Source organism: Mesorhizobium sp. M8A.F.Ca.ET.202.01.1.1 (assembly GCF_004791595.1).
In the GTDB taxonomy this organism is placed as follows: Bacteria; Pseudomonadota; Alphaproteobacteria; order Rhizobiales; family Rhizobiaceae; genus Mesorhizobium.
Map to the genome: position 1 here is coordinate 453,659 of NZ_SRUN01000004.1, position 24,220 is coordinate 477,878.

The following is a 24,220-nucleotide window of genomic DNA, read 5'->3' on the forward strand; positions in this document are numbered from 1 at the left end:
TTAAAAGCGGTTTCGGCAAGGATGGGACCCCACAAGGAGAATTTCGATGAAACGCCAACCACGGATTCTGGCAGGCACAGCCCTTGGCCTGTTGATGGCATCCGCGCCGTTAGGCGCGTCCCCGCTCCAGGGGACAGCCGCGTTCGGCCCCATGCAGCGCGGCGCGACGCCGCTGATCATCCTGGCGCAGGACACGCCCACCGATCAGGGGCAGAGCGACCAGGAACAACTGCGCAAGAAGAAGCGCGAGCAGCAGCAGCAGACGGAGTCCGCTCCCGCCGCCGAGAAGCCCGCCCCCGCGGCCGAAGAACAGCAGCCGCGCAAGAAGAAGCGCGACCAGCAGCAGCAGGCTGAGCAGGCACCGGCCGGCGAGGCAGCGCCGGCGACGGACGAGCAGCAGCCGCGCAGGAAGAAGCGCGACCAGCAGCAGCAGGCCGAGCAGGCGCCCGCCGGCGAGGCAGCGCCCGCCACCGACGAGCAGCAGCCGCGCAGGAAGAAGCGCGACCAGCAGCAGCAGACCCAACAGGCGCCCGCCGGCGAGGCAGCGCCCGCCACCGACGAGCAGCAGCCGCGCAGGAAGAAGCGCGACCAGCAGCAGCAGACCCAACAGGCGCCCGCCGGCGAGGCAGCGCCCGCCACCGACGAGCAGCAGCCGCGCAGGAAGAAGCGCGACCAGCAGCAGCAGACCCAACAGGCGCCCGCCGGCGAGGCAGCGCCCGCCACCGACGAGCAGCAGCCGCGCAGGAAGAAGCGCGACCAGCAGCAGCAGACCCAACAGGCGCCCGCCGGCGAGGCAGCGCCCGCCACCGACGAGCAGCAGCCGCGCAAGAAGAAGCGCGACCAGCAGCAGCAGACCGAACAGGCGCCCGCCGGCGAGGCAGCGCCCGCCAACGACAACCAGCCGGTCAAGCCCGGCAGGAAACACAAGCAGGATCAGCAGAAAGAGGCGCCGGCCGCCGTGCCGGAGACCGCCCCGACGCCCAAGGAAGCTCCTGCCGGCGAAGCGACGCCGAAGGTTGAACCGGCCCCCGCCGGCGAGCAGCCTGCCGCCCAGGGCGAGCAGTCGCAGGACAAGACGAAGAAACACGGCAGGAAACCGGCTGGCGAACCGCCGGCGACCGGTGAGCAGCCTGCGACCGGCGAACAGCCCGCCACCGGCGAACAGCCGGCGACGGGAGAGCAGCCCGCCACCGGCGGGAAGGCCGCGCCTGTCCAGGGCGAAAACCCCGTTCAGGGGGAAGCACCCGCCGACAAGAACGCCGCCCCCATCCTCGACAGCCAGAAGGATGCCAAGCGCAAGGGTCGCGGCGAGAATGGCCAGGGCGGCCGCAAGCCTGCCAACCAGAATGGCGAAGAGCAGAATGGTGGGCAGCAAAATGGCGGGCAGAATGCCCAGCAGGGCGGTGACCAGGGCCGCAAGCCGGTAGTGGCGCCGGTGGATCAGGGTCCGCCCCCAACGGACGATAGGACCGCCCAGGAGGCGATCAGGCCCGAAAAGATCGTGCCTGTGACTCAGGAGCAGGGCAAGCGCCTCGAGCGCGCGCCTGACGAGGACATTCGTGATCGCCGCCGGCCCAAGGGCGTCGACGTGCTCAAGGAGATCGGTGACCGGGTCATCATCCAGTTCAACGATCAGACGTTCGTCCAGAGCAATGATCGCCCGCGCCTGACCCGCGGCGCCAAGGACGTCTACTACGAGGACCTGCCGCAGGGCCGCACGCGCGAGACGGTCGAGCGCGACAATGGCTTCCGGATCGTCACCATCCGCAACCGCTACGGCGACATTCTGCAGCGGTCGCGCATCGCGCCCGACGGTCGCGAATATGTGCTGAGCTATGTCGACGAGCGCAGCTACCAGGACGAAAACGACTGGCGCGATCCCGGCGATGACCTGCCGCCGATCCGGCTGACCATCCCGCGCCGGGATTACATTCTCGATTCCGAGGATGTCGAAAGCGACGACGACTACTATACCTTCCTCGAACAGCCGCCGGTGGAGAAGGTGCAGCGCCTCTATTCGATCAACGAGGTCAAGCGTTCGGCCCGCGTGCGTGACATTGCTCGGCGCATTGACCTCGACACGCTGAACTTCGAATTCGGCTCTTCTTCGATCTCCGACACCGAGGTGCAGAAACTGGAGGGCGTCGCCAACGCCATGGAGAAACTGCTGAAGAAGAACCCAGCCGAGACCTTCCTGATCGAGGGCCATACCGACGCCGTCGGAACGCCGGAGGCGAACCTTGCACTGTCGGATCGCCGTGCCGAAGCGGTTGCGGAAGCGCTGACCAATGCCTTCGGCATCCCGCCCGAGAATCTGACGACACAGGGTTATGGCGAGGAGTATCTGAAGGTCGACACCTCGGCGCCCAACCGCGAGAACAGGCGCGTCGCAATCCGTCGCATCACCTCGCTGGTGGCGCCGGTGGCGAGCAACAATTGACCTGCGTTTCCAGCGCCTTGCGGTGATTTCTGGAATCAGGTCGGCAATAGCAGCTCATCCCGGTCACCGGGATGGGCTGGAACTGGCAGCAGCGCTGCCGGGTCAACAAGAATTGTACAGCCCTTGGAGCCGGCTCATTGAATCACCGGGCTTCGCACCCCAGATTCTGCAGTGGGCGTTCCCTGCCCCGTCCCGACTCCAGCGGGACGCATCGAGCCCCGCCGGCCCTCTCCGGCGGGGTTTTTTGCTTCAAGCCCATCTAACGATGGTCTGGTGGCCGAATACGCTGCCAACGCCGGCTGAGGGGCCTGAGCAAGGCAGGCGTGAATGAGAGACCGCGCTCCAATGCTTGTCAACTTTCCGACGAATTGATACCATCTATTGGTATCGGAGATTGATGATGCCCAAGAACACGTCCATCACATTGGGTGATCAGTACGACGCCTTTATCCAGCGACAGATCGCGAGCGGCCGCTTCGGCTCAGCCAGCGAAGCCGTTCGCGCAGGCCTGCGTCTTTTGGAAGAACAGGAACTGAAGCTTGAGCAGCTTCGGGCTGCTATTGATGAGGGGGACAAGTCTGGCGATCCCGAGCCATTCGACATCGAGGCTTTTCTCAAGTCCAAGAAACACCGGTGAAGCGGACCGTCCGGTTTTCGCCGAAGGCGAAAGCAGACCTGGACGCCATATGGGACCATTCCTTAGGTGAATGGGGCGCGGAGCGAGCGGAGGCGTATATCCGCACCATCCACTCCGTGGTCAAACTTATAGATCAATTCCCGACGATCGCGAGAAGCGCCTCGAATATCCGTCCGGATTTGTTGAAGTATGCCGTCGGGTCACACGTGGTGTTTCTGCGAATGGGCGAGGGATCCATCAACGTCGTACGCATTTTGCATCAGCGCATGGACTATCCCAGGCATTTCTAGAAGGCTGTCCTGATCTTCGTATCGGAATTCGCAAACACCTCGTCCGGCACAAAGAAATCTCCCGCCAGCGGTCCGGTAGCCCCGGGCGCATAGACCGAGAAATCGTTGACGCCCTCGGCGCGCAGCACCTCCTCGTCGATGTAGAAATTGCCTGTTGCCTCGCGCGACGGCCGCATGAAGATCGCATGCGCGGCGTCGGCCATGATATCGGGCGAGCGGCTCATCGCCGCCACGGTCGCCCCGCCCAGGAGATTGCGCACCGCCGCCGTGTCGATGGTCGAGATCGGCCACAGCGAATTGACCGCGATGCCATCCCTGGCGAATTCCGCGCTCATGCCCAACGTGCACATCGACATGCCGAACTTGGCCATGGTGTAGGCGACGTGGTTCTTGAACCATTTCGCCTTCATGTCGAGCGGCGGCGCCAGATTCAGGATGTGAGGGTTTTTAGCCAACTTCAGGTGCGGAATGCACATTTTGGACACGAGGAAGGTGCCGCGCGCGTTGATCTGATGCATCAGATCATAGCGCTTCATGTCGGTTTCCAGCGTGCCGGTGAGCTGGATGGCACTGGCATTGTTGACGCAGATATCGATGCCGCCGAATTTCTCGACGGTTTTGGCGACCGCGTCGGCCACCTGCGCTTCCTCGCGAATGTCGCACAGCACCGGGAGCGCCTTGCCGCCCGCCTGCTCGATCTCTTGCGCCGCGCTGTAAATCGTGCCCGGCAGCTTCGGATGCGGCTCGGCGGTCTTGGCCGCGATCGTCACATTGGCGCCATCGCGCGCGGCCCGCAGCGCGATCGCCAGCCCGATGCCGCGCGACCCGCCGGAGATAAACAGCGTCTTTCCCTCGAGCGACATATTCTTCGCCTCCCTGCAACTTTTCGTCGGCGCGATCCTTGCCCGCGGCGAACCCGGATACAAGAGGCTGGAGGGGGGACTGATGATGACGCTACGGAGGGTCCGTCTAGCATAGTGGAGCCGCTCCTCATTGCCCTGCCGGGCATTTCTCCCCGTATAGTGACGGCGACAAAGATGCCGTGGTCGCCGCCTTCGCCAATCATTGACGTTGCAAAGTATAGCGCCGAGGTGGCTGCCAATTCCCTTCTCCCCGTCACTATACGGGGAGAAGGTGCCGGCAGGCGGATGAGGGGCAGCGCTGACCTTGGTGATGATTACCGCTAAACCAGCACCAGCCCCTGACGCATCGCAATGGCGATGGCATCCGTACGATTGGCGGCGCCGAGCTTGATCAGGATCGCGGCGACATGGAACTTCGCCGTGTGCACGGAAATGTTGAGCCGCCGCGCGATCACCTTGTTGGGCGCCCCTTCGGCAAGCAGCGCCAGCACTTCCGCCTCGCGTGGCGACAGCGCTGGCCGGGCGGCGTGCTCGTCCAAAACTTCATCCTCGAACGGCTCGCCTGCGTGGAAATCCTCGCGATGTCCGGGCGCGCGGCCATTGCCCGATATGCTGTAGCCAGCGGCGGCCAATCGAGCCGCCGCTGCGATCAGCAGGTCGTCCGCGCCAGCGGGCATGACGGCAAACACCTCGCCGGCAGGCCGCTCCGCGCTGGCGCGCGCCGAGAGCAGCACCCGTGGCACCGAGGCCGGCACGGCATCACCGCTCCTGTCGTCAACGACCGCAACGTCGGCCCTGCCGCCGCCAACGACCACCGGCAGCAGGTCGTCGCTTGCGGCAAGCGAAGCCGCCAGGCGCTCGGCGCGCCCGGCATCGGCAAGCGCAATCAGCACCACCAGCCGCCGCGAAGCCGCGCTGTCGGTCCCGATCCGGTCGCGGGCGAGCGTTTCCATCGGTCCTCTCAGCTCAGCGGCTTTTCGCCGATAGTCAGCACGACGTCGCGCTGCTCGCCGCCGCGCACGACACCCAACGTCACCGAAGCGCCCGCGCTGTCGGGCCCGAGCCGGCGGATAAGGTCGCGCGGACCATGCACGGCCTCGCCGTTCCACACCACGATGATGTCACCGAGCGACAGGCCGGCGGCCTTGGCCGGGCCATTGTCGTCGAGGCTCATCACCATTGCGCCATGCGCGTCGCGGTCGCGAACCGGATGCAGGCCGGCGCCGAGATAGCCGCGCGCGACATGGCCCTTTTCGCGCAAGGTGGCGACGGCCCGTTCGATCGTCTCGTACGGCATGACCAGCGCGCGCCCGCGCGGCCCGAACAGCAGCATGCCGATCAGCGCGCCCTTGGCGTCGAGCACCGGGCCGCCCTCGAAGCGGCCGCCGGCGCCGACGGCCAGATTGATGCGCCGGTCGATGGCGCCGCCGCGCATCGAGCGCCAGGCCGGACCAACCTCGCCGACCGAGCCGGACACAGCCAGCGCCGAACCCTGGCTGTTGCCGATGGCAATGGCGATGTTGCCCGGCCGAACGGCATCGGCCTTGGCAAGGGCAGGCGCGTTGGCCGCATCCGCCGGCTTCATCAGGGCGACGCCCGTCGAAGGATCGCGACCGACCAGCTCGGCCTTCACTGTCTCGCCCGAAGCCAGCGTCAGTTCGATCTCCTCGCCGGCCTCGACGGCTTCCTCGGCGGTGACGAAATAACCGTCCCTCCAATGGAAGGCGCTGGCCGTGCGGTGGTGATGGGTGGTGAAGCTCGCCGTTGCGGGGGCGGCCTTGGCGGCCAGATCGGCGATGGCGTCTGAAAACGCGCTCAGATTGAAGTCGCTCATAAGGGTCTCCTGGGTTTCTTGCATGTCCCAGATATCGCTCGACGGCGCGCCTGCAGGTACTCGCCTGACGGCTAGTTACGGGTTCGACTGGCCATCTGGTCAGGTCGCGGCGGTTCGGGCCGCTCCGCACATATAGTCACGAAAAAGCCTGAAAACACGGAACCCAACCGATGGCCCTCGCCGCCCCCAAAATCCAATCCGATGACACCTTGCTCGACGCCTATTCCGAAACAGTAGCCGACGCCGTCGACCGCATCGGCCCGGCGGTCTGCCGCATCGAGCGCATCGGCGGCCCGGGCGGCCATGGCTCGGGCTTCGTCATCGCGCCGGACGGCTTGGTCGTCACCAATTTCCATGTCGTCGGCGATGCAAAGACGGTGCGCGTTTCGATGCCGGACGGCGCCTCCAGCGAGGGCCGCGTGCTCGGCCGCGATCCCGATACCGACATCGCCCTGGTGCGCGCCGACGGCAGCTTCGCCGATGTGGCGCCGCTCGGCGATTCCAAGCGGCTGCGGCGCGGCCAGATCGCGATTGCCATCGGCAATCCGCTCGGCTTCGAGTGGACGGTCACCTCTGGCGTCGTCTCGGCGCTCGGCCGCTCGATGCGCGCTTCGACCGGCAGGCTGATCGACGACGTCATCCAGACCGATGCGGCGCTCAACTCCGGCAATTCCGGTGGGCCGCTGGTGTCGTCGGCGGGCGAAGTGATCGGCGTCAACACCGCCATGATCCACGGCGCGCAAGGCATCGCCTTCGCCGTCGCTTCCAACACCGCAAGATTCGTCATCTCCGAGATCATCCGCTTCGGCCGGGTGCGCCGCGCCTTCATCGGCATCTCCGCCGACACCGTCAATTTGCCGCGCCGCGCAGCACTCTTGTCGCAGGTCTCGACCAGCACGGCCGTACGGCTGCGCAGTGTCGAGAAGGACGGCCCGGCGGCCAAGGCGGGTCTCAAGGAAGGCGACATCATCGCCGCCATTGACGGACGACCGGTCACCGGCGTCGACGACCTCGTGCGCATGCTCGACGCCGAGCGCATCGGCCGCGAGACCCAGTGCACCGTGGTGCGCCGCACCGGCGTCAGCCATGTGGCGGTGACACCGGTGGCAAGGGCGAGCTGAGGCGGCCGCTCAAACCCCCGCCGCGCCTTCCGCATACTGCGCCAGGAACTCCTCGCTGGGCGGGATCGGCTTGATGACGTCGATCAGCACGCCGTTGGGGTCTTTGGTGATGAAATGGCGCTGGCCGAAGGGCTCGTCGCGCAGCGTGCGCAGGATCGGCAGGCCGGCAGCAAGGATCCGCTCATAGACCGCATCGGGATCCCTGACCTCGAAATTGATCAGCAGGCCCGAGGTCCGCCCTCGCCCCTCCTCCGGGATCGTCTCGTGGTTGCCCTGGACGATGCCGAGGTTCACCCTGCTGTTGTCCACCGATCGCAGGTGCACGTACCAGTCGCTCGTAAACAGGGCCCGGAAGTCGAAATGCTCGACATAGAAGGCCGCCGTGCCGGCGACATCGCCGGTCATCAGCACCGGATAGTAGCTCGTCGTCTTCATCTTTCCTTCTCCCGTCAATTAACATACAGTCTGCATGTAAAGTGGATTAACATACAGGCTGCATGTATGCAACAGGAATCCGGACGCCGCTCGAACCGCGACCGCACCGAGGCGACACGCGCCGACCTGATCGCGGCGGCACGCAAACTGTTTACGGAGAAGTCCTATGCCGAGACCGGCACGCCGGAGATCGTCGCCGCCGCCGGCGTGACGCGCGGCGCGCTCTACCACCACTTTGCCGACAAGCAGGCGCTATTCGCCGCCGTGGTTGAACAGGAGGCCGCGGCGGTGGCGAAAGAGATCGACCGCGCCTCCCCGCCTTCGTTCAGCCCCCGCGATGCGCTGATTGCCGGGTCAGAAGCCTATCTCACCGCCATGCGCGCGCCCGGCCGCACGCGGCTCTTGCTGCTCGACGGCCCGGCCGTACTCGGCCGTGCCGCCATGGATGCCATCGATAACCGCCACGGCAACCGCTCGCTGCGTGAAGGCCTTGTCGCGGCCATGCGCGCACGATCGATGACAAAGCTGCCGGCGGAGGCGCTGACAGCCCTGCTCGGCTCGGCTTTCGATCGGGCGGCGCTCGCCATCGAGGCGGGCGCATCAGCCGAGGACTACCGCGCCGTCCTTATGGCGCTGATCGACGGACTGTCGCGCGCCTGAAGTTGGTTCCTGGTCAGCTCGGTGTTCGCGAGTAAAGCCCCCTCTCAGACCGGCAACCCGAGCTGCTTTCGCAGGCTCTTGTCGAATGCGGTCGCGGGGACGAAACGGCGCAGGAGACTGACCTGGCGCGCCATCTTTCCCGCCGTATAGCGCCTCTTCGGAGCGGGATCGGTGGCCGCTTTCAAGACCGTCGCCGCCACCGCTTCGGGCGCATCGCCGTTTTCCATCGATTTCCGCACGGCTAGGGTCATGCCGGCGCGCGCGGAGTCATAGATATCAAGCACCTGATCGGGAGCAGCGAGATTCTCCTCGAACGAGGTGCGTGTATAGGCGGGCTCGACCAATGCAACGCGAATGCCGAACGGGCGCAGTTCGTGGTCGAGTGATTCGGAATAGCCCTCGATGGCATGTTTGGTCGACGCATAAAGCGCGAAATAGGGAGCCGGGATGAACCCTTGTACCGAACTCAAATTGACGATCCTGCCCTTTCCCTGGCGCCGCATTGCCGGCAGCACCGCATTGGTCACGCGCAACACGCCGAAGACGTTCACGTCGAACAGTGCCTGGGCCTGCGCAGTCGAGGACTCCTCCGCGCCGCCAAACAGACCCATCCCGGCATTGTTGACAAGCAGGTCGATGCGTCCGGCCTTGGCCAGAACGTCATCGACCAGTTTCGCCACGGACGCGTCATCGGTCACGTCGCAGGTCAGCATGGTGACGCCGTCGGTCCTCTCGCCCGCCTCGCGACGGCTGGTTCCGAACACGCGAAAGCCCGCCTCGAGCAGGGCCTTGGCCGTTGCGTGCCCGATGCCGGAGGACGCCCCGGTGACCAGGGCGACGCCGAGATTGGTTTTGTTCATGGAAATTCTTTCTTAGGCCAGGGTTGCGTTTCGAAAATGTGGCCCGCTGGTCGTCCAGGGCCGGCGGCTTATCAGCGGCCGCTCCGGCGCTCGTACCGGCTGGCTAGTCCGTCCAGCGCCGGAACAACGCACTGGCGTTAACCCCGCCAAAGCCGAAGCCATTGGAGATCGCGTAGTCCATCTCCATTGGCCGGGCGTGGTTTGCGACGAAGTCGATCCCGTCGCCGGCCGGATCGGGGGCGCTCAGATTGAGCGTCGGCGGTGCGACCTGGTCCCTGAGCGCCAGCACCGTGAAGATGGCCCCCAGCCCGCCGGCGGCTCCGAGCAGATGTCCGGTCGCCGACTTCGTTGCGCTGACCGCTATGCCGAAGTCCGTGCCGAAGACCCTTTTGATCGCCGCGATCTCTCCCGCATCGCCGACCGGCGTGGAGGTCGCGTGCGCGTTGAGATGGCGGACTTCCCGTGCCGAAATGCCGGCTTGGGCGATCGCGATCTCCATGGCTCGGCGCGCACCGTCGCCATCCTCGGGTCCGGACGTGATGTGATAAGCATCCGCCGTCGTGCCGTAGCCGACGAGCTCGGCCAGCGGCTTGGCGCCGCGCGCAAGCGCATGGCTCAAGGACTCGACGACCAGGATTCCGGCTCCTTCGCCCATGACGAAGCCGTCTCGCAGCATGTCGAACGGACGGGACGCCTGATCGGGACGGTGATTGAAGGAGGTCGAAAGGGAGCGTGCCGCGGCAAAGCCGCCGAGGCTGACCGCATTCATGCAGGCTTCCGTTCCGCCGCAGACCGCGATGTCGGCCTCATTGGCGCGGATGAGACGCGCCGCATCGCCGATCGCCTGGATGCCGGCCGCGCAGGCCGTCACCGGAGCGCCGAGCGGACCCTTGAACCCGTGTCGGATCGAAATTTGTCCCGCTGCCATGTTCACCAGGAAAGATGGCACGGTGAACGGCGAGAGACGCCGAACACCGCGCTGGTCGACGGTTCGCACGGCTTCGGTTATCGCGGGAAATCCTCCGACACCCGAAGCGATGATCGTCGCGGTGCGGGCCCTGTCATCGTCCGAGACCGGCTTCCACCCCGCCTGGGCCAGCGCCTCTTCCGCCGCCGCCAGTGCAAAGACAATGAAGCGGTCCGCCCTGCGCTGTTCCTTCGGAGCCAGGACGGTGTCTGGATCGAAGCCGGCTTCGGGGTCTTCCTGCAACGAGGGAACCGTTCCGCCGACCTTCGCCGGCAGGTCTCCCACCATTTCGGCCGGCAGGCTCCTTATGCCCGAGCGGCCAGCCAGGAGCCGGGACCAGGACGTCGCCACGCTGGCCCCAAGAGGGCTGACTGCTCCCATGCCTGTAATAACGATCCGACGCATCTCTACTCCAGCTGTCATTCTGCTTGATCCGTTCGCGTGATGGCGCAGCGCGGGCGCCCGGTCGCGATAACCGCCTCTATTCCTGCGCGGCCGCAATTCGCCTGACTTCGCCGGCGGCGGCATCGAGAAAACCCTGCGACATCTCTTCATCCTTGAGGATACGGGAGATCGTCACGGCACCTACCATCAGAGACAGCATCGCCATGGCCTTGCGATGGGTTTTTGGACCTTTTGCCGCCGGCATCAATTCGTCGAGAACCTCGAGGTGGGCTGCAATGCCATCCTGGAATGGCGCCCTGACCTCCTCGCCTTGGCGCGCCGCGTCCGAACCAAGCGCCACGATCGGACAACCGTCGCTCTTCTCTTCGCGATGCCCTGTTGAAAGGTAGAGCCCGATAAGGGCTTCAAGGGGGTCGGGGCTTCCGGCAGCAACAGCCGACCATCTGCGGGTCGCGTGTTCCATCGCTCGCCGCGATGCCTGCGCTGCCAGATCCTCCTTGGAGTCGAACTGCTTGTAAAAGGCGCCTTGGGTCAGCCCGGCACCCTTCATCAGATCCTTCAGCCCGATACCGTCAAAGCCGTGCTCTCGAAAAAGCCGGCTCGCCGCGTTGATCACCGCGTCGCGATTTGCTTCCGCCTGTGTGCGACTGACTCGCATCTCGACTCCCAATTTAGATTTCGTTCGACATCTATAACAAGGATAGAGTTTGAACGCAATCTAATTTGAATCCCTCCCACCTCGGCAGAGGATGGAATGGCGACGCAACCGGAACGCTCGTATCTCGTTATGTCAGGGCTCAACTCATCCCTCGAGGCTTACATTGGGACCGACAGATGAAAAAGACCTATGAAAAACCGACGCTACGCAGACGTGGGAGATTGACGGCCCGCACGGCGCAGATCGTGGTTTCCGGGGTGACGGTGATCCGGTGATGTCCGCGGCGGGACCTGGAAGTTCGGCTGCGAGTTGCCAGGTCAGATACCGGAACCAGAAGCGCCATGGGTCTCCGGCTCGTCCTCGGGCACCTCGCCGGGCTCGAATTCGTTGAAGCAGCCGAGCCCGCGCTTGAAGCGGTCGATCAGCCACGCGGCCGCCGGCTTCGGGCTGCGGTCGTTGCGGTGCATGGCAAACAAGGGCGAGCTCGTTTCCTTGTAGGGTTCGAGATCAAGTTCCACCAGGCGGCCACTGGCCAGATCGTCGGCGATCAGCCAGCGCGGCAGCCCGCCCCAACCCAGCCCCTCGCGCATCAATATGTGCTTGGTGCGCATGTCGGTCAGTCGCCAGGTGCGATAGGCGAAGACGCCGTAATCGCGTCCCTTGGTGCGCTCGGACTGGTCAATGACGACGAGCTGCGTGTGCTCGCGCACATCCTCGAGCGCCACCGGCTTCGGCAGCAGCGCCAGTGGATGGTTGGGTGCGGCCGCCGGCACCAGGGACATGAAGCCGATGCGCACGAGGTGCACGTCGACATCGCCCAGCAAGCCGCCAATGCCGAGATCCGCCTGGCCGCTGACGACGAGATCGGGAATGAGGCCGAGCGTGCCGATATGCAGGCGCAGCGTCACGGTCGGGAACTGCTTCTCGAACGCCTTCAGCACCCGCACCAGCACGGGTGAAGGCAATGCCACGTCGACCGCCAGCGCCACCTCGGCCTCCAGCCCATGATGGTGGCCGTCGGCGCGTGAGCGGATGCGCTGCAGCACGCTCACCATGCGCCGCGCGTCTTCCAGCATGGCCCGGCCGATCCCGGTCAGTTGCGGCTCGCGCGTGCCCTCGCGCTCGAACAGCTTCAGCCCAAGCTGCGCCTCGAGATTGGCGATGCCGTAGCTGATGACGGATTGCGCCCGGTTGAGCTTGCGGCCTGCGGCCGAGAAACTGCCGGTGTCGGCAACGGCGACAAGGATCTGGAGCTGGTCGAGGGTCGGGTTCGGCTGCATCATCCTATCCATTCCATAGATGGATCATATAGAAAATATACCAGTTTATCAGATGGATCGATAGCCCCATATGGAGCGGGACAATTCATTCCACTGGAGAGACCCGCTATGTCCATTCTTCTTGTTACCTCGAGCCCGCGCGGCGCTGCCTCGCACTCGACCCGCATCGCCACCGAATTCGCCCAGAAGCTTCTCGCCGCCGACCCGTCGAACACGCTGGTCGTGCGCGATCTCGTCGCCAACCCGCTGCCGCATATCGATGCCGATTATGCCACCGGCATCTACACCCCGGTTGAAGCGCGCACCCCGCGCCAGGCCGAAGTGGTGGGCGTTTCCGACGTCGTGCTCGACGAGTTGTTCGCCGCCGACACGGTGATCCTTGCCACCGGCTTCATCAACTTCAACATCTCCTCGACGCTGAAGTCCTGGGTCGACCACATCGCCCGCTCCGGCCGGAGCTTTGCCTATGGCGAGAACGGCCCCAAGGGCCTCGTCACCGGCAAGAAGGTCTATATCGTGCTGGCTTCGGGCGGCATCTATTCCGAGGGCGCGGCCGTGCAGTTCGATCACGCCATTCCCTATCTGCGCGGCGTGCTCGGCTTCCTCGGCATGACCGATGTCGATGTCATCCGCATCGAAGGCGTCGGCATGGGCCCCGACGCGGTCACCGCGGCGCTCGCCAAGGCGACCGCCAAGGTCGATGCCGTGGTGGCCGGCCAGCAGGCCGCTGCCGCCGCGTAAGGCTCTCGATCATCTGAACTCGAAAGGCAGGCGTTCGCGCCTGCCTTTTTCGTTTAGCCAATGAAATGCCTGAGCAGGCCCGCCGAAGCGACGCCGATCAGCACGGTCGGCAGCATGGAAAGCCGCGTCGCGGCGATGAAGGTGATGGCCAGCGCCAGAAGGTCGGCGGGATTGCGCGACACGAAGGCCGGCGCGATGACCGAGATCAGCACGCAGCCGGGTGCCGCTTCCATCACCGCGGTCGCCCGCGCGCTCAGCACACGGTTGCGCAGCACCACATAGCCGCCGATCCGTGTGAGATAGGTGACGCTGGCCATCAGCACGATGGTGAGAAGCGTGGGCACGTCGATCATGCATCACCTGCCATCAACCAGGCAGCAAGCAGCCCCGACACCGCACCCGCCGCGACATACCAGGCGCCGGGAATGAAGAGATAGACAAGGGCCGCGACGACTAGGCTGACCAGCCAGGGCCGCGCCGCCGCCACGCTCTTCCACATGCCGCGCATCAGCACCAGGAAGACGGCCGGAAACGCCATGTCGAAACCATAGGTCCCGACATCGCCCAGCATCGGGCCGAGCAAGGCGCCGAGCGAGGTGAAAGCCACCCAGGTGAGATACATCGCCAGCGCGGCGCCCATATAGTAGCGCGGGCTGAAGGCCGGGCCGATGCCCGCGGCGGCGCGCTGCTTGGCGTCGGCCAGGCCCAGCGCCCAGCTTTCGTCGCACATGAGGAACAGCGCCGGGAAAACCTTGCGCCGCGGCAGTTCGCGCAGGAATGGCGCCAGCGCCGCTCCCATCAGCAAATGACGGCTGTTGACCAGGAAGGTGATGGCGACGATGAGGAGGATATGCGGCGGCGACGTCCACAGCTGGATCGCCGCGAATTCCGAGCCGCCGGCGAAGTTCAACCCGGTCATCATCGATAACTCGACCGTGCTCAGCCCCTTCTGCGTGGCCTGGGCGCCAAGCACCAGCGCGTAGGGAATGGTGCCAACCAGCACCGGCGCGCAGGACGTCACACCACGACGGAACTCGGATTGCGAACCATTGCCGGCCGCTTCGACTGCCTGTGAAATGCTCATGGTCTGCCATAGGCCAGCCTCACAGCCGCCCTGCCCTGCGTTTGAAATTTCTTGGGTGTCAGGAGCAAAACATACCCACACTTCTCGGCAATTTGGTTGCGAAGATTGTTGTCCTTGAGCCAATTTTGGCATTCAATGTCACATATTGCCAGGAAAATGGAATTCAACACCATGAAGCTCGACGACATCGACAAGCGCATCCTGCGGGCGCTGCAGCGCGACGGCCGCATGGCCAACAATGATCTGGCAAATGAGGTCGGCCTGTCGCCCTCGCCTTGCCTGCGGCGCGTCAAGCTGCTGGAGGAAGCCGGCATCATCGACCGCTATGTCGCCGTGATCAATCCGGCCAGCATCGGCAAGGGCCTCACCTTCTTCACCCGCATCTGGCTGAAGGCGCAGGACGAGGACACGATCGAACATTTCGCCACCGAGGTGGCCAAGCTGCCGCAAGTGATGGAATGCTATCTCATGCTGGGCGACTGCGACGCCATGGTGCGCGTGGTGGCAGCCGGCATCGACGACTACCGCCGCTTCCAGTCGGAACATCTCAGCCGCATCAAGGGCGTGCAGAACGTCAAGACCGACGTGCCGAGCCAGACGATCAAATACACGTCGGAACTGCCGATCTAGGACAGGCCAGGAATGCAGCAGCTTGCAACTCGAAAGCACGATCGAAAATGGAGGTCAAATCCAGGGAGCCAGTATTTCGGGGCACCGCCGCAATCCGGGCATCCAGACTGGATAAAAAATGCAACCGGATTGTAGGATGAACGCCGATGCCGGCGTCCTACGGACGCAAGGGCACGGCGAAGCTGGACCGTGCCGCCTCAAGACTGCGTTCCGGCATGGGAGAAAACCATGAACCTTTCCTACCGTTGGGTCATCGTCGCGGCTGGCGCGCTGATGTCCTGCGTCGCCATCGGCACCATGTTCTCGCTGGCGATCTTCCTCGAACCCATGGCGCTCGATACCAACTGGTCGCGCGCGGGCATTTCGAGCGCCATGACACTCAACTTCCTGGTGATGGGGCTCGGCGGATTCGCCTGGGGCGCCCTGTCCGACCGGTTCGGCGCCCGCATCGTCGTGACGATCGGCGCCGTGCTGCTCGGGCTGGCGCTGGTGCTGGCAAGCCGCGCCGGTTCGCTTCTCACCTTCCAGATCACCTATGGCGTGCTCGTCGGGCTTGCGGCCAGCGCCTTCTTCGCGCCCATGATCGCGCTGACCTCAGGCTGGTTCGACACCAATCGCGGGCTGGCGGTATCGCTGGTCTCGGCCGGCATGGGCGTGGCGCCGATGACGATCTCGCCCTTGGCCCGCTGGCTGATTTCGGCCTATGAATGGCGCACCGCCATGTTCGACATCGGCCTCTTGGCCTGGGTGCTCCTGCTGCCCGCCGTCCTTCTGGTGCGCCAGCCGCCGAAGCCCGCCGCCTCCGATGCGGCCGCGGCGCCAGTCGCCGAAGGCGCCGGCCTGACGGTCGGGCAGGCGCTGCGCTCGCCGCAATTCATCGTGCTGGGGCTGACCTTCTTCGCCTGCTGCGCGGCCCATTCCGGCCCGATCTTTCACATGGTCAGTTACGCCATGCTGTGCGGCGTCGCCCCGATGGCCGCTGTCTCGATCTACAGTGTCGAGGGTCTGGCTGGCCTCGGCGGCAGGCTGCTCTACGGCGTGCTTGCCGACAGGCTGGGCGTCAAGCCGGTGCTGATCGCCGGGCTGGCGATCCAGGCGATCGTCATTGCCGCCTATCTCTCGATCAGCCAGCTCGACCAGTTCTATATGCTGGCCGTCATCTTCGGCGCCACCTATGGCGGCGTCATGCCGCTCTACGCGGTGCTGGCGCGTGAATATTTCGGCCAGCGCATCCTCGGCACCGTGTTCGGCGCCGCCACCATGCTCTCCAGCCTCGGCATGGCGCTGGGGCCGCTTGCCGGCGGCATGATCTTCGACGCCTATGCCAGCTACCATTGGCTGTTCATCGGCTCGGCTCTCATCGGTCTGGGCGCCGCGGGCATAGCCATCGCCTTCCCGCCGCTGCCACGCGGGGCGCTGCAGACAGCATAGGCACGGCAATCGCGGCCAGAAACAAGCGGGCTTGACGGGCCAATGGCCGGTCAAGCCACCGCCTGCTTCGGCGTCACGCCGACTTGAGGACCGTGAAAGGCCGTTTTTGAATGGCCCGTTTGGCCTGGAAATTCGCGGCCGGAGCCGGGCGGCCGACATGAAAGCCCTGGACCTTGTCTATGCCGAACTGGCGCATGAGGAGCATCTGCTCCTCGGTCTCCACCCCTTCGACCAGGATTTTGTGGCCGCGATTTCTGACCAGCGCGATGATGTCCTGCAGCATCGCCATGCCCTTGGGGGTGCCGCAGTCGTGGAGAAACGAGCGGTCGATCTTGACCGTATCGAAATCGATGAGACGAAGCCACGAAAGGCCGGCAAAGCCCGTCCCGAAATCATCGAGCCAAATCCTGATCCCGAGCAGCTTCAGGTCGCTGATGCAGCGCAGGATGTCGGAGTGCATCTCCATCTCCAGCCCTTCGGTGATCTCGAAGGCCAGCCTGTTGCCGGTCACGCCGGTCTCGCCCAGAATGGTCGCGACCGATGTCGCGAAGCCGGGCGTCTTGAGCTGGATCGGCGAGACGTTGACGCTGACGACGCGCACGTGATCCTGCGCCAGGAGCTCGGCGCACACCGTCCTTATTGCCCAACGCCCGAGCTCGAGGATGGCGCCGGTCCGCTCCGCGACGGGAATGAACAGGCTCGGCGGAACCAGGGTGCCGTCCAGCATCTTGAGGCGCATCAGCGCCTCCACGGCCTCGACCCTGCCCGACGCGACGTCCTGGATGGGCTGATAGACGAGCGAAACGAGATCCTGGCCGATCGCGATCTTCAGCAAAGCCGCCAGGTTCTCGCTCTCGTCGCTGCTCTGGGGATCGGTCGGATCGAACAGCCGGACACAGTTTCGGCCGCTGGCTTTTGCCAGATAGAGCGCTCGATCGGCCTCGTGGATGATCTTTTCCAGCTTGGCGGCGGTCTGCTTCCTGGTGAATGCGGCGCCCACGCTCGCCGTCACGATCGCGATGCCGTCCCGCCGCAACTCGTGCGCGATCGCCAGGTTCTCGACCGTGCGGCAAATGGCTTCCGCGAGATCCGCGACCTGGTCTTTCCTGCCCATGCGGGCCAGGACGATGAATTCCTCACCGCCATAGCGGCCGATGGAGCCGTCATATTGCTTGATCAGCTCGCTGAGCGCATTGGCGACCTGGATCAGGCAACGATCGCCTTCCTGATGGCCATAGCAGTCGTTGAACTTCTTGAAGAAGTCGACGTCGATGAGGATCGCCGCAAAACCATGGCCAAGCTTTTGCCAGTCATTCCAGTAGTCGCGCAGTTTCTCGTCGATCGCGCGCCGGTTCTCCAGACCTGTAAGCGGATCCGTCCGTGACAGCCTGAGCAGGGCCTTGCCGCGCTCGGTGGCCTCATTGTGCTGGATCTTGGCTTCCAGCGCGTTGAGGAAGACGTTGTAGCGCTCTTCGTTCAGCTTCCAGTTCACATAGGACGTGAACGTGAAGCACGAAACGTAGAAAGTGCCAAATACCATCTTGTATGTCAGCGACGCCGGCAGAAAGTAGTTCACCACATACAAGATACACAAAATTATGGTCGACGTTATGATCGACACTTTGAACCGGAACGTGAAGAAAAGATTGGCACTCATCATGAAGATGGTGCCGAAGACCATGTAATAGGCGACGCTTTCCTTGTTCGCGCCCATGGAGGCAGGGCCAAGCCAGCCGAGATAACCGAAGATGATGGCCCCGGCGCAGGTCACGTCAAGCCAGTCCGTGGCGACTCCCCGGCGAAGCTGTGCTTCCAGAACCAACAGTGCGGTCAGTCCGACAGCGAAGCGGGCCGTGATCGTAAGGGCCGCGACATCCGGTATCAGCAGCAGATCCGATACCGAAAACAAGACATAGATGACGACGGCGATCCAAAGGCCCGGCCTGGCCTCCTTTCTTCGCTTCGCCTGGGCTTCCGTCCGGTAAAGGATGCGAAGTTCAGCGGCCCCCAGTTCCTGGCGCGGGTCGTGCGGTTCCGAATCCACCGCATCTGCCACTCTGGACGACGCGCGTTCGTTCACGACGAATCCCGGCTGAAGGGCATCTCGCGTTCCGAATTCTTTTGCAGCTTCTGCCCCCAACGCAGACCGACTCCTTGGGCACGACACGTCTTGCCGCGCGATCAAATGCAATGATGCAGGACAAGTTTCCGTTAACTCGAACCCGGAATCCCCTCCTTAAAAACCTCAAAGAATTGACATGGTTAGCGGGAAATTAATCATACCGATAAAATGCCCGCGAGCCGACATTGGCAAATCGAGTATTCTAAGCAATAAGTTAACTGACTGTTAACTATGGAGCCTTGGTGTGCAAACTGTCTTTGACGGCCAGAGTCTGATTACCGCGGAGGCGATCGCCGGCGGTCTCCGTCGCGGAAAGCCCGAGCATCACGGCGAAGCGTTCGAAACCGCTCGCGCGGAGCTGGCGCTCATCCTCCAGACGACACAGCAACAGGTCGAGCAGCAAAAATTTCCCGCCGAGATCGTTCGCCGCCTGCTGTCGCTCCTCAACGCGCTGCGTGCCAAGGTCCATCCCGACGTGTGGCAAGCCTTGATACCGCTGGTGCAGAACCACCCGCTCCAGAAGTACTTTCTCGAGGATCCGCTGACGCATTGGTCCTTCACCAAGCCCAGGGGGTATTCCGGCGACGCGCAGTTGCTCGACTACATCTATTGTGACCCGCACGTGGCCGAGAGCGTGGCAAGCGCCTCGGAGATCGGCAAGGCGCTTTACAGCCATACCCAGAACGTTCCGTCATGCGTCGCGGCACGGGAACGCCGCGATCTGCTGACCCGCTATGTCGATGAAACCGCGGCCAAGAATGGACCCGAAACCGAAGTCCTGGCGATCGCGGCCGGCCATCTGCGCGAAGCGAACCGTTCGACCGCATTGGCCGAGGGCCGCCTCAAGCGCTGGGTCGCGCTCGACCAGGATCCCCAGAGCGTCGGACTGATCGCGCGCGACTTCCAGGGCACCGCGGTCGAGGCCATCGACGGCTCGGTACGCACCGTGCTCACCAGGAGCCAAAAGCTTGGCAAGTTCGATCTCATCTATGCGTCGGGCCTTTACGACTACCTCCAGCACAATGTCGCCGTGAAACTCACCAAGACATGCCTGCAGATGCTGAAGCCGAACGGGACATTCCTGTTTGCGAACTATGCCGAGGGCACTCCGGACGCCGGCTACCGGGAAACGTTCATGGACTGGGTGCTGCTGCTGCGGTCGGAGGTCGACATGTGGAACATCATCAATGCCAGCGTCGACCGCAACACCGTCGAGGCGCAGGTGTACTTCGGCGAGAACCGCAACGTGCTCTACGGCGTCATCCAAAAGCGCGGATGATACCCTGACGGCACACCGGCTGATATGGGGACCTCGAGCGCTTCAAACGGAGTGCTCGAGGGTTCTTCTTTTGTTTGTGGGGGTTTTCCATCATGGCAACTCGCCTGGGCTTGCGGGCAGTCTTTCGCTTGATTGTCGCAGGTTTCCTTGCGTCCCTGACCTTGGTTGGCACCTCGTCGGGCGCCGCAAAGCAGAAAGCGCCCGAAGAATGGCCTATGAATTTCATTTTGGTTCGGAACGGCGATTGCAATGTAAGCTGCATTCAATGGATATCCGCAGAAGGTATCATTAAACCTGATACAGATAGACAATTTGAGAAGTTTCTGCGGAGTCTGAAGGGCCAGAGACTTCCGATCGTGTTTCAGTCCGGCGGCGGAAACGTGGATGCGGCGCTTGCGATCGGGCACATGATCCGGGACGCCAACCTCGAAACCGCGATAGGCAGGACGCAGTTGAATGGCTGCCCGATGCTGGTTCCGCGCTGTCCGGAAAAGATCGTTAGGGACGGCTGGTCGGAAGGGGAAGTTCATTCTGGCGGGGCGTACTGTTTCTCGGCTTGCCCATGGGCCTTGGCCGGAGGCCGGGTTCGCGCCGCGGCTGCCACTGCCCGTATCGCCGTCCATCAGATAACGAACGGCCGGAACAAACCCCGAATGCACAACGGCAGAAGAAATCTCGATGAAATTTCGACCGTGGCTGATCCGGCGCTGAAGCAGATGATGTCAGATTATTTCGACCAAATGGGCCTCAACAGCGCCGATGTGTTCGCCATGATGGGGCTGGCAACACCGCAGGGCCTATATAACGTCTGGGACGCTGAAGCGCTCAAATCAGGCATCGTAACGAAGGTCTATTCGTACTCGGAAGAGCCGGGCTATGTCATTGGTGGATCTGAGGCCAAGGCCACTCCCCCGGCGACGGCCGCACCGACGCCGACGGTTGCTCCCGCGCCGGCGGTCACTCAATCCCGGACGAACTGATGCATCTGCTTCGGTAAGGTATGGCGCGTCTTGTGCCCTAGCCGAAAATTCGCTCGCCCTGCTCGTCGACGAGCTGGATGCCCTTCTTGATCGAGATGTCGACGGCATCGTCCAGCCCGGCAAAGCGGTCGGCGCGGATGAATTTGTGCTCCTTCACCACGCCATCGACCTCCTTGGAGACGACGCCGCAGGTCTGGTACTGGCCCTCGGTCTTGTAGGGCGTGGCGCTGATCGTGAACCCCTTGTGTTCGACCTGCTTGGCGGGCGCGGCACTTGCAGGCTCGGCGGCTTCGCCGCCACCGCCGCCGAAAAGACGTTTCAGAAAAGACATCGCTCAAATCTCCTTGTCGCCTGCGATCGCCGTCGGTGTGCGATTCACGACGTTGTTTTCCCAGCATGCGCGAATGTGCCGCCTCGTTCCAGCCCCCTGATGAAGACACAGACGAGGAGCGCGATCTGCTGGTCGATCTCGTCCGCCTGCCGGCGCACGGACCTGGCAGCATAACCGCTGGTGACGATGCCATGCACGCTTGACCAGAGGGTTCGCGCGGCGATCCGGCGCGTGTCCTCGTCGAGATCGAAGCCGCCATCGGCAAGGACACTGGCGATGATCTCGAACAACTGGTCGAGCCGCGCCTCATAGACATCGGGCTCGGTCAGCACCGGACGCCGCCTGTTGAAGGCAAGCAGCGCCGGCCAGCTGCCGGGATGAGCCTCGACGAAGCGCACATAGGCGCCGGCCAGTGCCATCAGCCGTTGGCGTACGTCGGTGATGCCGCGCCTGCCAAGATCGGCCATCGCCGCCGCCCCCGCGACACCCAGCCGGTCGAGCAGCCGCATGTTGACGGCGCGGTGCACACCGTCGAGATCGGAAAACAGATTGTAGACCGAGCCGACCGAGATGCCCGCCTGCTCGGCGATGGTCCTGGCCTTCAGATTGTCCATGCCGCCTTCGTCGAGCAGCGTCTCGGCAATGACCAGCACCCGCTCGCCCGCCTCTTCCTTGTCCAGTGCCATGCTTTTCCTTCTGAATGAGCGCGCCTTGCGGATGGCCTGCTGTTCGCGACCCGATGCCGCTTCGTTTACCATATGCCGCGCATCGTGAACAGCGTTCAAAAAAGCTCTTGAACAGTGTTCATTTCCTGTTACGTTGGCATCGTGAACATTGTTCACAAAACTTCGAAGGGAGAAGAACCATGCTTAGCCTGATCAGAACATTGCTCGACGGCGCGAGCGCAGGGGCCGAGGACGGCCTGAAGGATCGCTTCGCCATCGACCTTCTGGCACAGCGCATTCGCGATGCCGAGACGGGACTTGCCGCCGCCAAGCAGACGCTTGCCTCACTGATCGTGCGCCAACGTGCCGAGCAGGCCGGCCTCGACCATCTCGACCGCCGCCACGCCGACTTGGAGACACGCACGATCAGCGCACTGGCTGCCGGCAACAACGGGCTGGCCGAAAGCGGTGCCGCGGCCATCGCCGAACTGGAAAATGAACGCGAGGTCCGCCGTGCCACGGTTCATAGCCTCAGCGAAAAGACCTTGCGGATGCGCGTTTCGGTGGAGCGGGCGCACCGCCGCATCATCGACCTCAACCAAGGCATGATCTCGGCCCGGGCCATCGATGCCGAGCGCAAGGCGCAGTCGCGTCTCGTCAGGTCGATCGGTCATTCGGCGAGCCTAAACGACGCCGAGGAGCTTTTGGCCCGCATCAAGGGAGCCAGCGATCCGTTCGAGGAGGCCGGCATTCTCGACGAGATCGACGGCGAGCTGCGTCATGACGCGATCCGCGACCGCCTTGCCGACGCCGGGCACGGTCCGGCGGTGAAAGTGCGCGCCTGGGACGTGCTGGAACGCCTGAAGACCATCAACTGAATATCTCGGACCTGACCATAACCTTGTCAAACCCAACTTCGATCCAGTCAAAGGAAACACGACCATGAACAGCAACCAGACCTACATCATGTTCAACACCGTCTCCGTCGGCGCCGCCTACTTCATGCTTGGCCTGTCGCTGTGGCTGGCGCCCGTCGACCTGTCGACCAAGGGCTACTGGGGCATGGGCATCCTGCTGCTCACCGGCAGCCTGGTGAACCTGGTCAAGTATCGCACCGACGAGCGTATCTCCGCCGAGACCACCGCCAAGATCGAAAAGGCGCGCAACGAAAAGCTGATCAGCGAATATGTCGGCAAGGAATGATGCCGGCATGGCCCCACGACAAAAGCCCGGGTCTCCCCGGGCTTTTTTGCGGTCTAACTGGCAAGATCCGGTCTTGCTGGCTCAGCGGTGTGTAAGCGCTTCCAGCGCTTCGGCGGCGGCTTCGAGAATGGCGATCGCCTCGGCCTGCTTTTCGGCAGGCGCATCGACGATGTCGCCGAGCGCCGCGCGCAGCCGGTGGCGGATGGCGCGGAATTCGTCACGCGTTTCCGAGCGTTCGCCACGACCGCCACGGCCGCCGCGACGGTCCTCGCCGTCGTCGTTCCAGCCGAACCAGTCGCGCGCCTTGGCCATCTTGCGGCCGAAGCGTTCGAGGTGTTCGAGCACGCCGTCGATCATCTCGCGGTTGTCGGCCAGATGCGCCTGCCCGGCCTCGGTGATCGAAAACACCTTCTTGTTGCCTTCGCTCGACGAGACGGCATAACCGGCCTCTTCCAGGAAGGTCAGCGTCGGGTAGACCACGCCAGGGCTCGGGCTGTAGATGCCGCTGGTGCGCTCCTCCAGCGCCTTGATGATGTCGTAGCCATGGCGCGGCGCCTCGGCCAGCAGCGAGAGAGTGATCAGCTTGAGGTCGCCATCGGCGAGCATGCGCCCGGCGCGAAAGAAGTCGCCCGGGCCGCCGCGCCCGCCGCCCCTGCCGCCGAACGGACCGAAGCCGCCGCCGCCTCTGCCACCGAACTTGCCGGCCATGTGCATGAACATGCGCTCGCCGAAATGATGATGGTCGGAATGATTGTGTCTGTGCATTTGATTGCTCCTTGAGTTCTATCTTACGATATATCTTAATTAGGCACACCAAACTGCTGAGTCAAGATATATCTTACGATGTATCTGGCCATGAGCCAAGCGACATCCATGGCGTCGACGCGTCAGGCCCGGCTGGGTTGGATAGTGTGGAGGGAGGCTACCAGCGGGCCTTGCGCCGATTCCAGGCGTAGAGCAGATCGGCGAAGCGATCATAGGCAAGGCGGGTCAGCGGCAGCACGAGCCGATTGCCGAACAGGCTCGCCAGCCAGCCCTCGCCCGGCGTTGCCAGCCAGACCGCGATCGCGACGTCGGCGCCAACGAGCAATCCACCCTCGGCATCGGTCGCATGCAGCCGTCGGCGGATATCCTCCAGCGAGGCGCCATGCGACGACAGCGCATCGGGCTCCAGGTTGATGTCGCGAAACGCGATCCGCCCGGCCTTGACCGCCTCGATTAGCCGCCGCTTCTGCCGGCTGATGCCGGCATCGCAGACCGGGCAGCGCGTGTTGTACCAGACGGTCAGCGCTGGCCCTGGCATC

General features: G+C 63.9%; 28 protein-coding genes. 13 read left to right on the forward strand and 15 right to left on the reverse strand.

Annotated elements, in window-relative coordinates:
* Positions 1–46: 46 nt before the first annotated feature.
* From EN845_RS12750 to EN845_RS12760, 3 genes are all read left to right on the forward strand, one after another.
* Positions 47–2,440: an OmpA family protein gene (locus EN845_RS12750; RefSeq protein WP_135931257.1), complete on the forward strand. Its 2,394-nt coding sequence runs from the start codon at positions 47–49 to the stop codon at positions 2,438–2,440.
* A gap of 397 nt (positions 2,441–2,837) precedes the next feature.
* Complete coding sequence (locus EN845_RS12755; RefSeq protein ID WP_245511728.1) at positions 2,838–3,077, forward strand: type II toxin-antitoxin system ParD family antitoxin; 240 nt, start codon at positions 2,838–2,840, stop codon at positions 3,075–3,077.
* Positions 3,074–3,367, forward strand: coding sequence for a type II toxin-antitoxin system RelE/ParE family toxin (locus tag EN845_RS12760; RefSeq protein ID WP_127870075.1), 294 nt, complete (start codon positions 3,074–3,076; stop codon positions 3,365–3,367). Before EN845_RS12755 ends, EN845_RS12760 begins: the two co-directional genes overlap by 4 nt.
* Here the strand turns inward: EN845_RS12760 and EN845_RS12765 are convergent.
* The 3 genes from EN845_RS12765 to EN845_RS12780 form a co-directional block, all read right to left on the reverse strand.
* Positions 3,364–4,230 (reverse strand): NAD(P)-dependent oxidoreductase, encoded by an 867-nt coding sequence (locus tag EN845_RS12765; protein WP_127870074.1) that lies wholly within the window; start codon positions 4,228–4,230, stop codon positions 3,364–3,366. The two genes, EN845_RS12760 and EN845_RS12765, sit on opposite strands and share 4 nt — an antisense overlap.
* 320 nt (positions 4,231–4,550) lie before the next feature.
* Complete coding sequence (locus EN845_RS12775; RefSeq protein WP_127870073.1) at positions 4,551–5,183, reverse strand: helix-turn-helix transcriptional regulator; 633 nt, start codon at positions 5,181–5,183, stop codon at positions 4,551–4,553.
* A gap of 8 nt (positions 5,184–5,191) precedes the next feature.
* Entirely contained in the window at positions 5,192–6,064 is an 873-nt protein-coding gene (locus EN845_RS12780; protein ID WP_127870072.1) for a S1C family serine protease, read from the reverse strand.
* Between the two features lie 170 nt (positions 6,065–6,234).
* On the opposite strand from EN845_RS12780, the gene EN845_RS12785 reads away from it, so the two are divergent.
* Positions 6,235–7,185 (forward strand): trypsin-like peptidase domain-containing protein, encoded by a 951-nt coding sequence (locus EN845_RS12785; RefSeq protein WP_127870071.1) that lies wholly within the window; start codon positions 6,235–6,237, stop codon positions 7,183–7,185.
* A gap of 9 nt (positions 7,186–7,194) precedes the next feature.
* Here the strand turns inward: EN845_RS12785 and EN845_RS12790 are convergent, their stop codons facing one another.
* Positions 7,195–7,620: a VOC family protein gene (locus tag EN845_RS12790; protein WP_127870070.1), complete on the reverse strand. Its 426-nt coding sequence runs from the start codon at positions 7,618–7,620 to the stop codon at positions 7,195–7,197.
* 66 nt (positions 7,621–7,686) lie between these two features.
* Between EN845_RS12790 and EN845_RS12795 the strand changes: the two genes are divergently transcribed.
* On the forward strand, positions 7,687–8,280 hold the full coding sequence (locus tag EN845_RS12795; RefSeq protein ID WP_127870069.1) for a TetR/AcrR family transcriptional regulator: 594 nt from the start codon (positions 7,687–7,689) through the stop codon (positions 8,278–8,280).
* Positions 8,281–8,324: 44 nt separating this feature from the next.
* On the opposite strand, the gene EN845_RS12800 is transcribed toward EN845_RS12795, so the two are convergent.
* From EN845_RS12800 to EN845_RS12810, 3 genes are all read right to left on the reverse strand, one after another.
* On the reverse strand, positions 8,325–9,140 hold the full coding sequence (locus EN845_RS12800; RefSeq protein ID WP_127276888.1) for an oxidoreductase: 816 nt from the start codon (positions 9,138–9,140) through the stop codon (positions 8,325–8,327).
* Positions 9,141–9,243: 103 nt separating this feature from the next.
* Complete coding sequence (fabF, locus tag EN845_RS12805) at positions 9,244–10,512, reverse strand: beta-ketoacyl-ACP synthase II (RefSeq protein WP_127870068.1); 1,269 nt, start codon at positions 10,510–10,512, stop codon at positions 9,244–9,246.
* 76 nt (positions 10,513–10,588) lie between these two features.
* Positions 10,589–11,170 (reverse strand): TetR/AcrR family transcriptional regulator, encoded by a 582-nt coding sequence (locus tag EN845_RS12810; protein WP_127870067.1) that lies wholly within the window; start codon positions 11,168–11,170, stop codon positions 10,589–10,591.
* Positions 11,171–11,346: 176 nt separating this feature from the next.
* On the opposite strand from EN845_RS12810, the gene EN845_RS35480 reads away from it, so the two are divergent.
* Positions 11,347–11,445, forward strand: coding sequence for a putative RiPP precursor (locus EN845_RS35480; protein WP_189343773.1), 99 nt, complete (start codon positions 11,347–11,349; stop codon positions 11,443–11,445).
* Between the two features lie 42 nt (positions 11,446–11,487).
* On the opposite strand, the gene EN845_RS12815 is transcribed toward EN845_RS35480, so the two are convergent.
* The gene (locus EN845_RS12815) at positions 11,488–12,450 is read right to left on the reverse strand and encodes a LysR family transcriptional regulator (protein ID WP_127870399.1); all 963 of its coding nucleotides are present in this window, start codon (positions 12,448–12,450) and stop codon (positions 11,488–11,490) included.
* A 108-nt stretch (positions 12,451–12,558) separates the two neighbouring features.
* On the opposite strand from EN845_RS12815, the gene EN845_RS12820 reads away from it, so the two are divergent.
* On the forward strand, positions 12,559–13,191 hold the full coding sequence (locus tag EN845_RS12820; protein ID WP_127870066.1) for an FMN-dependent NADH-azoreductase: 633 nt from the start codon (positions 12,559–12,561) through the stop codon (positions 13,189–13,191).
* Positions 13,192–13,244: 53 nt separating this feature from the next.
* Here EN845_RS12820 and EN845_RS12825 read toward each other — a convergent pair whose 3' ends face one another.
* Entirely contained in the window at positions 13,245–13,544 is a 300-nt protein-coding gene (locus EN845_RS12825) for an AzlD family protein (protein ID WP_127870065.1), read from the reverse strand.
* Positions 13,541–14,275, reverse strand: coding sequence for an AzlC family ABC transporter permease (locus EN845_RS12830; RefSeq protein ID WP_127870064.1), 735 nt, complete (start codon positions 14,273–14,275; stop codon positions 13,541–13,543). Before EN845_RS12830 ends, EN845_RS12825 begins: the two co-directional genes overlap by 4 nt.
* A 171-nt stretch (positions 14,276–14,446) precedes the next feature.
* On the opposite strand from EN845_RS12830, the gene EN845_RS12835 reads away from it, so the two are divergent.
* Entirely contained in the window at positions 14,447–14,905 is a 459-nt protein-coding gene (locus EN845_RS12835; protein ID WP_015316228.1) for an Lrp/AsnC family transcriptional regulator, read from the forward strand.
* 228 nt (positions 14,906–15,133) lie between these two features.
* Entirely contained in the window at positions 15,134–16,336 is a 1,203-nt protein-coding gene (locus EN845_RS12840) for an MFS transporter (RefSeq protein WP_127870063.1), read from the forward strand.
* A 73-nt stretch (positions 16,337–16,409) separates the two neighbouring features.
* Here the strand turns inward: EN845_RS12840 and EN845_RS12845 are convergent, their stop codons facing one another.
* Positions 16,410–18,416 carry an EAL domain-containing protein gene (locus EN845_RS12845; protein WP_127870062.1) on the reverse strand — a complete coding sequence of 669 codons (2,007 nt, stop codon included), beginning with the start codon at positions 18,414–18,416 and terminating at the stop codon, positions 16,410–16,412.
* A 286-nt stretch (positions 18,417–18,702) separates the two neighbouring features.
* On the opposite strand from EN845_RS12845, the gene EN845_RS12850 reads away from it, so the two are divergent.
* The gene (locus tag EN845_RS12850) at positions 18,703–19,737 is read left to right on the forward strand and encodes a class I SAM-dependent methyltransferase (RefSeq protein WP_127870061.1); all 1,035 of its coding nucleotides are present in this window, start codon (positions 18,703–18,705) and stop codon (positions 19,735–19,737) included.
* A gap of 92 nt (positions 19,738–19,829) precedes the next feature.
* Positions 19,830–20,717: a hypothetical protein gene (locus tag EN845_RS12855; RefSeq protein ID WP_127278826.1), complete on the forward strand. Its 888-nt coding sequence runs from the start codon at positions 19,830–19,832 to the stop codon at positions 20,715–20,717.
* A 37-nt stretch (positions 20,718–20,754) separates the two neighbouring features.
* Here EN845_RS12855 and EN845_RS12860 read toward each other — a convergent pair whose 3' ends face one another.
* Complete coding sequence (locus tag EN845_RS12860; protein WP_127278827.1) at positions 20,755–21,048, reverse strand: HlyU family transcriptional regulator; 294 nt, start codon at positions 21,046–21,048, stop codon at positions 20,755–20,757.
* A 44-nt stretch (positions 21,049–21,092) separates the two neighbouring features.
* Positions 21,093–21,734 carry a TetR/AcrR family transcriptional regulator gene (locus tag EN845_RS12865; RefSeq protein WP_127870060.1) on the reverse strand — a complete coding sequence of 214 codons (642 nt, stop codon included), beginning with the start codon at positions 21,732–21,734 and terminating at the stop codon, positions 21,093–21,095.
* Between the two features lie 179 nt (positions 21,735–21,913).
* Here EN845_RS12865 and EN845_RS12870 point away from each other — a divergent pair, with 179 nt between their 5' ends.
* On the forward strand, positions 21,914–22,591 hold the full coding sequence (locus EN845_RS12870) for a PspA/IM30 family protein (protein ID WP_127870059.1): 678 nt from the start codon (positions 21,914–21,916) through the stop codon (positions 22,589–22,591).
* A 64-nt stretch (positions 22,592–22,655) separates the two neighbouring features.
* Entirely contained in the window at positions 22,656–22,916 is a 261-nt protein-coding gene (locus EN845_RS12875; protein ID WP_127280449.1) for a YiaA/YiaB family inner membrane protein, read from the forward strand.
* 81 nt (positions 22,917–22,997) lie between these two features.
* Here EN845_RS12875 and EN845_RS12880 read toward each other — a convergent pair whose 3' ends face one another.
* The gene (locus tag EN845_RS12880; RefSeq protein WP_127870058.1) at positions 22,998–23,681 is read right to left on the reverse strand and encodes a PadR family transcriptional regulator; all 684 of its coding nucleotides are present in this window, start codon (positions 23,679–23,681) and stop codon (positions 22,998–23,000) included.
* Positions 23,682–23,838: 157 nt separating this feature from the next.
* Entirely contained in the window at positions 23,839–24,219 is a 381-nt protein-coding gene (locus EN845_RS12885; protein WP_127870057.1) for a DCC1-like thiol-disulfide oxidoreductase family protein, read from the reverse strand.
* Position 24,220 lies beyond the last annotated feature (1 nt).

Bases quoted from the DNA above. Each gene is read 5' to 3' on its own strand.
- EN845_RS12750 (WP_135931257.1), top strand. From the start codon at position 47: ATGAAACGCCAACCACGGATTCTGGCAGGCACAGCCCTTGGCCTGTTG.
- EN845_RS12755 (WP_245511728.1), top strand. From the start codon at position 2,838: ATGATGCCCAAGAACACGTCCATCACATTGGGTGATCAGTACGACGCC.
- EN845_RS12765 (WP_127870074.1), bottom strand. From the start codon at position 4,230: ATGTCGCTCGAGGGAAAGACGCTGTTTATCTCCGGCGGGTCGCGCGGC.
- EN845_RS12775 (WP_127870073.1), bottom strand. From the start codon at position 5,183: ATGGAAACGCTCGCCCGCGACCGGATCGGGACCGACAGCGCGGCTTCG.
- EN845_RS12780 (WP_127870072.1), bottom strand. From the start codon at position 6,064: ATGAGCGACTTCAATCTGAGCGCGTTTTCAGACGCCATCGCCGATCTG.
- EN845_RS12785 (WP_127870071.1), top strand. From the start codon at position 6,235: ATGGCCCTCGCCGCCCCCAAAATCCAATCCGATGACACCTTGCTCGAC.
- EN845_RS12790 (WP_127870070.1), bottom strand. From the start codon at position 7,620: ATGAAGACGACGAGCTACTATCCGGTGCTGATGACCGGCGATGTCGCC.
- EN845_RS12795 (WP_127870069.1), top strand. From the start codon at position 7,687: ATGCAACAGGAATCCGGACGCCGCTCGAACCGCGACCGCACCGAGGCG.
- EN845_RS12800 (WP_127276888.1), bottom strand. From the start codon at position 9,140: ATGAACAAAACCAATCTCGGCGTCGCCCTGGTCACCGGGGCGTCCTCC.
- fabF (WP_127870068.1), bottom strand. From the start codon at position 10,512: ATGCGTCGGATCGTTATTACAGGCATGGGAGCAGTCAGCCCTCTTGGG.
- EN845_RS12810 (WP_127870067.1), bottom strand. From the start codon at position 11,170: ATGCGAGTCAGTCGCACACAGGCGGAAGCAAATCGCGACGCGGTGATC.
- EN845_RS35480 (WP_189343773.1), top strand. From the start codon at position 11,347: ATGAAAAAGACCTATGAAAAACCGACGCTACGCAGACGTGGGAGATTG.
- EN845_RS12815 (WP_127870399.1), bottom strand. From the start codon at position 12,450: ATGCAGCCGAACCCGACCCTCGACCAGCTCCAGATCCTTGTCGCCGTT.
- EN845_RS12820 (WP_127870066.1), top strand. From the start codon at position 12,559: ATGTCCATTCTTCTTGTTACCTCGAGCCCGCGCGGCGCTGCCTCGCAC.
- EN845_RS12825 (WP_127870065.1), bottom strand. From the start codon at position 13,544: ATGATCGACGTGCCCACGCTTCTCACCATCGTGCTGATGGCCAGCGTC.
- EN845_RS12830 (WP_127870064.1), bottom strand. From the start codon at position 14,275: ATGAGCATTTCACAGGCAGTCGAAGCGGCCGGCAATGGTTCGCAATCC.
- EN845_RS12835 (WP_015316228.1), top strand. From the start codon at position 14,447: ATGAAGCTCGACGACATCGACAAGCGCATCCTGCGGGCGCTGCAGCGC.
- EN845_RS12840 (WP_127870063.1), top strand. From the start codon at position 15,134: ATGAACCTTTCCTACCGTTGGGTCATCGTCGCGGCTGGCGCGCTGATG.
- EN845_RS12855 (WP_127278826.1), top strand. From the start codon at position 19,830: ATGGCAACTCGCCTGGGCTTGCGGGCAGTCTTTCGCTTGATTGTCGCA.
- EN845_RS12860 (WP_127278827.1), bottom strand. From the start codon at position 21,048: ATGTCTTTTCTGAAACGTCTTTTCGGCGGCGGTGGCGGCGAAGCCGCC.
- EN845_RS12865 (WP_127870060.1), bottom strand. From the start codon at position 21,734: ATGGCACTGGACAAGGAAGAGGCGGGCGAGCGGGTGCTGGTCATTGCC.
- EN845_RS12870 (WP_127870059.1), top strand. From the start codon at position 21,914: ATGCTTAGCCTGATCAGAACATTGCTCGACGGCGCGAGCGCAGGGGCC.
- EN845_RS12875 (WP_127280449.1), top strand. From the start codon at position 22,656: ATGAACAGCAACCAGACCTACATCATGTTCAACACCGTCTCCGTCGGC.
- EN845_RS12880 (WP_127870058.1), bottom strand. From the start codon at position 23,681: ATGCACAGACACAATCATTCCGACCATCATCATTTCGGCGAGCGCATG.
- EN845_RS12885 (WP_127870057.1), bottom strand. From the start codon at position 24,219: ATGCCAGGGCCAGCGCTGACCGTCTGGTACAACACGCGCTGCCCGGTC.